Here is a 5725-nt window from a genome sequence, read left to right on the forward strand (position 1 = left end):
GGCCGGCGGGTCGCCACCCCGGTCGAATATCGGGGCGTGCTCGACGTCGACGGCGAATTGGCCGCTTCCGATGCCGAGGGGCTCTATCGGCTGCTGGTCGCGCGCGGCGTTGTCACCGACCCCGCCTTGGCCACGCCCGGCCCCTTCACCGGCACCGTGGCGCCGCTGGAAAACATCGACATGATGCCGGCGCCGAAGGGTGGCGCGGTCGTCTATGACGTGAAGCCCGGCGACCGCGTCGCCAAGGGCGCGCGGCTCGCCAAAATCGTCCACGCCCCGGGCGAAACGGGCGGCAGCACGGAAGTGTTCGCGCCCCAGGCCGGCCTCATCCTGACGAGGCGTTCGCGGCGCATCATCCGCGCCGGCGAGGACCTGCTTAAGCTGGTTGGCGACAGGAGAAGCGACGATGCAAGGTCGGGGACGCTGGAGGACTAAGCGAGCGAGGCTTTTACCAGCCTCGTGGAATCCAGTTGCGCGGCCGACCATTCGCCGCTATGGGAATCGCCATGAACATGCGCTCGAACAAGACCATTTGGTGGTGGGCTCGCTGACAGCGGCCTGTTCGAACGCGTGCGCGTGAAAAGAGAGGGTGGCCGCAACGGAATGTCCGGGCGGCCATTTGTTTTTTGAAGCCATCCCCGGGTCCGTTGCCCCAAGAAGCTGAAATAGCAAGACGCTGATGGAGACGGCAATGACGACAAGAGTTCTGGACAACGGGGCCGAGCGCTTCGTCACAGCGGGTGGCGTGGCGATCACCCGCGACCGCCAGGAGCAGCCCTATGAAGGCGCCATCGACGCCTATGTCGACGGGCTGAATTCCCGGCGCGGCGCGGTGTTTTCCTCGAATTACGAGTATCCGGGCCGCTACACGCGCTGGGACACCGCCATCATTGATCCGCCGCTGGTGATTTCCGCGCGCGGACGCGCCATGCGCATCGAGGCGCTGAACGGACGCGGCGAAGTGCTTTTGCCGGTGATCGCCAAGGCGCTGGACGGTCTTGCCGAGGTCTCCATCGCCGAAACGTCGCCAAGGCTCATCCGCCTCGAGGTTGCCAAGCCAGGCCGCGTCTTCACCGAGGAAGAGCGCAGCCGCGTACCTTCGGTATTCACCGTGCTGCGCGCCATTACCGCTTTGTTCAAGACCGAGGAAGACGCCAATCTAGGCCTCTACGGCGCCTTCGGCTACGATCTCGCCTTCCAGTTCGACCCGGTCGACTACAAGCTCGAGCGCAGAGAGAGCCAGCGCGATCTGGTGCTGTTCCTGCCTGACGAGATCTTGGTCGTCGACCACTATTCGACCAAGGCCTGGACCGACCGCTATGACTATTCCGGCAAGGGTTTCTCGACGGAGGGGTTGCCGCGCGACGCCGCCGTCGAGCCGTTCAGGACCGCCGACCGCATCCCGCCGCGCGGCGACCACGAGCCCGGCGAATACGCCAACCTGGTGCGCCGGGCGATGGACAGCTTCAAGCGCGGCGACCTGTTCGAGGTCGTGCCCGGCCAGATGTTCTACGAGCGCTGCGAAACCGAGCCTTCCGAGATTTCGCGCAAGCTGAAGGCGATCAACCCCTCGCCCTATTCCTTCTTCATCAACCTCGGCGAAGGCGAGTATTTGATCGGCGCCTCGCCGGAGATGTTCGTGCGCGTCAACGGCCGGCGCGTCGAGACCTGCCCGATCTCGGGCACGATCAAACGCGGCGACGACGCCATTTCGGACTCCGAGCAGATCCTGAAGCTGCTCAACTCCAAGAAGGACGAATCCGAGCTCACCATGTGCTCGGACGTTGACCGCAACGACAAATCGCGCGTCTGCGATCCGGGCTCGGTGCGTGTCATCGGCCGCCGCCAGATCGAGATGTATTCGCGCCTGATCCACACCGTCGACCATATCGAGGGGCGGCTGCGCGAAGGCATGGATGCCTTCGACGCCTTCCTGTCGCATGCCTGGGCGGTCACCGTCACCGGCGCGCCGAAGCTCTGGGCCATGCGCTTCATCGAGCAGAACGAGAAGAGCCCGCGCGCCTGGTATGGCGGGGCGATCGGCATGGTCAACTTCAACGGCGACATGAACACCGGGCTGACGCTGCGCACCATCCGCATCAAGGACGGCATCGCCGAGGTACGCGCAGGCGCCACGCTGCTCTTCGACAGCGTTCCCGAGGAAGAAGAAGCCGAAACCGAACTGAAGGCATCCGCCATGCTATCCGCCATCCGCGACGCCAAGACCGGCAATGCCGTTGGCGCCGAACGCACCGCCGCGCGCGTCGGCGACGGCATCAACATCCTCCTGGTCGACCACGAGGACTCCTTCGTCCACACGCTCGCCAATTACTTCCGCCAGACCGGCGCCAATGTTTCCACCGTGCGCACGCCCGTGCCGGAGGAGGTTTTCGAGCGGCTGAAGCCGGACCTCGTCGTGCTCTCGCCTGGCCCTGGCACGCCGAAGGACTTTGATTGCGCCGCCACGATCAAGAAGGCAAGAGCCCGCGACCTGCCGATCTTCGGCGTCTGCCTCGGCCTGCAGGCGCTGGCTGAAGCCTATGGCGGCGAGCTCCGGCAGTTGCATATACCGATGCACGGCAAGCCGTCGCGCATCCGCGTCTCCAAGCCCGGCGTCATCTTCTCCGGCCTGCCCAAGGAAGTGACCGTCGGCCGCTACCACTCGATCTTCGCCGATCCGGTGCGCCTCCCCGACGATTTCCTGGTCACCGCCGAGACCGAGGACGGCGTCATCATGGCCTTCGAGCACCGCAAGGAGCCGATCGCCGCCGTGCAGTTCCATCCGGAATCGATCATGACGCTCGGCCACAATGCCGGCATGCGCATCATCGAGAACATCGTTGCGCATCTGCCGCGCAAGGCCAAGGAAAAGGCAGCCTAGCAGCGATGGCCGCAACGGAAGACATGACGGCGGCCGCGGCAAAAGCCGCAGCCAAGCGCAAGGTCGCCAGCCTTGCCTTCTGGTCGATCGTCATCGCCTTCCTGGTGATGGGGTTGAAGTTTGTCGCCTGGCAGATGACCGGCTCGGTCGCCCTCTATTCCGACGCGCTGGAATCGATCGTCAACGTCATCACGGCGACCGCCGCTCTCTGGGCCATCCGCATCAGCCACAAACCAGCCGACAGCGACCATCCTTTCGGTCATCACAAGGCCGAATATTTTTCGGCGGTGCTCGAGGGCGTGCTGATCGTCGTGGCGGCGATGCTGATCATAGCCAAGGTGTGGCAGTCGCTGCAGAACCCGGCACTGATCGAACAGCCCTGGGAGGGCTTGATGATCAACGGCGGCGCTGCTGTGGTCAACGCCGCATGGGCCTTGGTGCTGATCCGCAACGGCCGCGCCGAACGATCGCCGGCATTGGTCGCCGACGGTCAGCACATCATGACCGACGTGCTGACCTCGGTCGGCGTCATCGTCGGCCTTGTTGCCGCGGTGATGACTGGGTGGCGGATTCTCGACCCGCTGCTTGCGCTGCTCGTGGCGCTCAACATCCTCTACCAGGGCTGGAAGCTTACTGGAGAATCGTTGAGCGGCCTCATGGACCGTGCCGTGGATACGCAGGAGCATATGCGCATCCGCGACATCATCTCGGCCAATTCGAAGGGAGCGCTGGAGGTGCACGACCTCAAGACGCGCATCGCCGGCCGCGCCACTTTCATCGAATTTCACATGGTCGTCGACGCCGGTATGACGGTGGGCGACAGTCATGTCATCTGCGACCGCATCGAGGACGCGCTGAAGGCCGAAATCCCCTCGGTGCGCGTCACCATCCATGTCGAGCCTGACGATGAGGCGAAGCTGCCCAAGGGCACCACGGCGGTGCCGTTCGCCTAATTTCGCCCCAAGCTTACACTGCGAAGGTCTGTCGAGATTCAGGTCAGGCCGAGTCGAGAACGGTGACTTCCGAGAACCGGAGCGGAGCGTACTTGAAGTACGTGAGCACCGGAAGCGCAGGAAGTTGCCGTTCGCAGGCCGGCCTCACCTGAATATCGATGGACCTAAGGTGCGCAGGCCGCCTGCGGCATCGGATTCAGCCGATAGACCTTGTCGTCCGACGTCGTCTTGCCATCCGCCGCCTTCGAGCAGAGATCGACGATGGCGAGCGCGCTGTTGGGGTTGGCCAGCATCATCGTGCCGTTGGCGCCGCGTTTCAGGAAAATCTCCTTCTGCGAGACGTCGCAGGCAAAATCGCTGATCTTCGAGCTTGCCGCGCAGCGCCACTGGTCGGCCTCGCCCTGGCATAAATAGGTCTGCGTGACCTTGCCCGACTTCTGCCTGGTCGTCACCGAAATGGCGATGTCGGCGCCGTCCGGCCAGTTGGCCACATCGCCGCCTGAAGCGTAGGAGGCTAGTTCGACCGGCCCGCGGAAAACCCGGATCGACTGCGTCACCTGGTCGGGGTGCGACTTCAGATGCGCGGCGTCGTAGTCGCGGCCATAGCAGAACGCCTGGTCGGGCTTCAGCCGCTCGCGCAGCGGCGCCCCGAGCGCCGGATCGATCGGATCGATGCGCGCGAATTCCGCCTTGCAGGTGGCGGCCGGCATCGGGTCGAGGCGGAAATTGTCGTCCTCGCTGCCCAGCGCCTGCTTGTTGTACTGCGCCGCGCCGAGTTCCTCCTCCGCGCCGGCGTCGAGATAGACATCGGGCTGTACGTTGGAGACGATCAGCCGGCCTTTGTCGTCGACCTTGAGTGAAGCGAGCGTGCGGTCGCATTCCATGCCGCAATGGATCGGGCCGCTCTTGCCGTCCTCGGATTGACGATTGCACCAGCCAGCTGCCCATTCCGGCTTCTTGGTGCCGCGCACCGTGGTGGTGAGAAAGCCATCATAGGCGGCGCCGCCAATCGTGCTCGGCTCCTCGTTCGGCCGGCTGACCGGATCGTGGCCATAGTAGAAGAAGATGCGCGCCACTTTCTGCTTTGGATGCGCCTTGAGGTGCGCCGCGTCGTAGACGCGTCCGAAACAGGCATCGGCGCCGTTGGGGCTGAGTTCCGTCAGCTTGGGAGTGTCATCGGCAAGAGCCGCGCCGACAACGAACAATGCAGCGCCAAGCGCCGCGCCCACCGCTATCCTCGACGTCATGTGACCCTCCTCCCATCGACAGGACGTGACTGCGATTCATGCTAGTCTAGGAGCAGTTCCGGGAAAAGCGTGTAACGGTTTTCCATAGGGAATTGCGTAGAAACAAATAGTTAGCGAGGCCGGGGCCACGCAGGACCATAGTGCCCGGCTGGTGGAGGAAGAGCGATGCTGCGCCGAGATATTTTCCGTGCCGGTCTTGCCGGGGCCGCCGGCCTTTTCGGACTGCGCCAGGTCAAGGCGGCTGCCGCGGAGGAGGAAAGGCTGAAGGTCGCCTATCACCTCAGCGACGTCGACAAGGCCAATTTCGTCCTCGGCAACATCAAGAACCATTACGAAGGCACCGGCGGCAATGTCGACATCGTGCTTGTCGTGCATGGCCCGGCCCTTGCGGCCTTTAAGACCAAGGCCGCATCCGGCGCTACGTCCAGCCGGTTTGCCGGGCTGGTCCAGAAGGGGCTGGTTCCGCAAGCCTGCGGCAACACCATGCATGGCATGGACATCACGCTTGCCGACCTGCTCGCCGGCTTCCAGGTCGCCGACAAGGGCGGCGTCGTCAAGCTCGCCGAATTGCAGCGCCAGGGCTACATCTATCTCCGGCCCTGACGGCGGGAAGGCTTGAACGCGAGGTCGGGAATGACAAGTGT

5 protein-coding genes are annotated in these 5725 nt (G+C 64.1%); 4 read left to right on the plus strand and 1 reads right to left on the minus strand.

Annotation, left to right across the window (positions count from 1 at the left end; translation table 11 throughout):
- From EN781_RS23700 to EN781_RS23710, 3 genes are all read left to right on the plus strand, one after another.
- Positions 1 to 435 (plus strand): succinylglutamate desuccinylase/aspartoacylase family protein (locus EN781_RS23700; protein WP_189347777.1); only part of this gene is annotated, 435 nt, incomplete at its 5' end.
- Positions 436 to 691: 256 nt separating this feature from the next.
- Complete coding sequence (locus EN781_RS23705; RefSeq protein WP_126058621.1) at positions 692 to 2881, plus strand: anthranilate synthase; 2190 nt, start codon at positions 692 to 694, stop codon at positions 2879 to 2881.
- Positions 2882 to 2886: 5 nt separating this feature from the next.
- Positions 2887 to 3834, plus strand: a complete 948-nt coding sequence (locus EN781_RS23710; protein WP_126058620.1) for a cation diffusion facilitator family transporter — start codon at positions 2887 to 2889, stop codon at positions 3832 to 3834.
- 164 nt (positions 3835 to 3998) lie between these two features.
- Here the strand turns inward: EN781_RS23710 and EN781_RS23715 are convergent, their stop codons facing one another.
- A complete protein-coding gene (locus EN781_RS23715) occupies positions 3999 to 5081 on the minus strand; it encodes a hypothetical protein (protein WP_126058619.1) in 1083 nt (360 codons plus the stop codon).
- 165 nt (positions 5082 to 5246) lie between these two features.
- Here EN781_RS23715 and EN781_RS23720 point away from each other — a divergent pair, with 165 nt between their 5' ends.
- Positions 5247 to 5684: a DsrE family protein gene (locus EN781_RS23720; RefSeq protein WP_126058618.1), complete on the plus strand. Its 438-nt coding sequence runs from the start codon at positions 5247 to 5249 to the stop codon at positions 5682 to 5684.
- Positions 5685 to 5725: the final 41 nt, after the last annotated feature.

The sequence above is a fragment of the Mesorhizobium sp. M4A.F.Ca.ET.090.04.2.1 genome (assembly GCF_003999085.1).
Taxonomy (GTDB): domain Bacteria; phylum Pseudomonadota; class Alphaproteobacteria; order Rhizobiales; family Rhizobiaceae; genus Mesorhizobium.

What these genes read in the sequence shown, in the direction of transcription:
- EN781_RS23705 (WP_126058621.1), top strand. Translation starts at nt 692, where the DNA reads ATGACGACAAGAGTTCTGGACAACGGGGCCGAGCGCTTCGTCACAGCG.
- EN781_RS23710 (WP_126058620.1), top strand. Translation starts at nt 2,887, where the DNA reads ATGGCCGCAACGGAAGACATGACGGCGGCCGCGGCAAAAGCCGCAGCC.
- EN781_RS23715 (WP_126058619.1), bottom strand. Translation starts at nt 5,081, where the DNA reads ATGACGTCGAGGATAGCGGTGGGCGCGGCGCTTGGCGCTGCATTGTTC.
- EN781_RS23720 (WP_126058618.1), top strand. Translation starts at nt 5,247, where the DNA reads ATGCTGCGCCGAGATATTTTCCGTGCCGGTCTTGCCGGGGCCGCCGGC.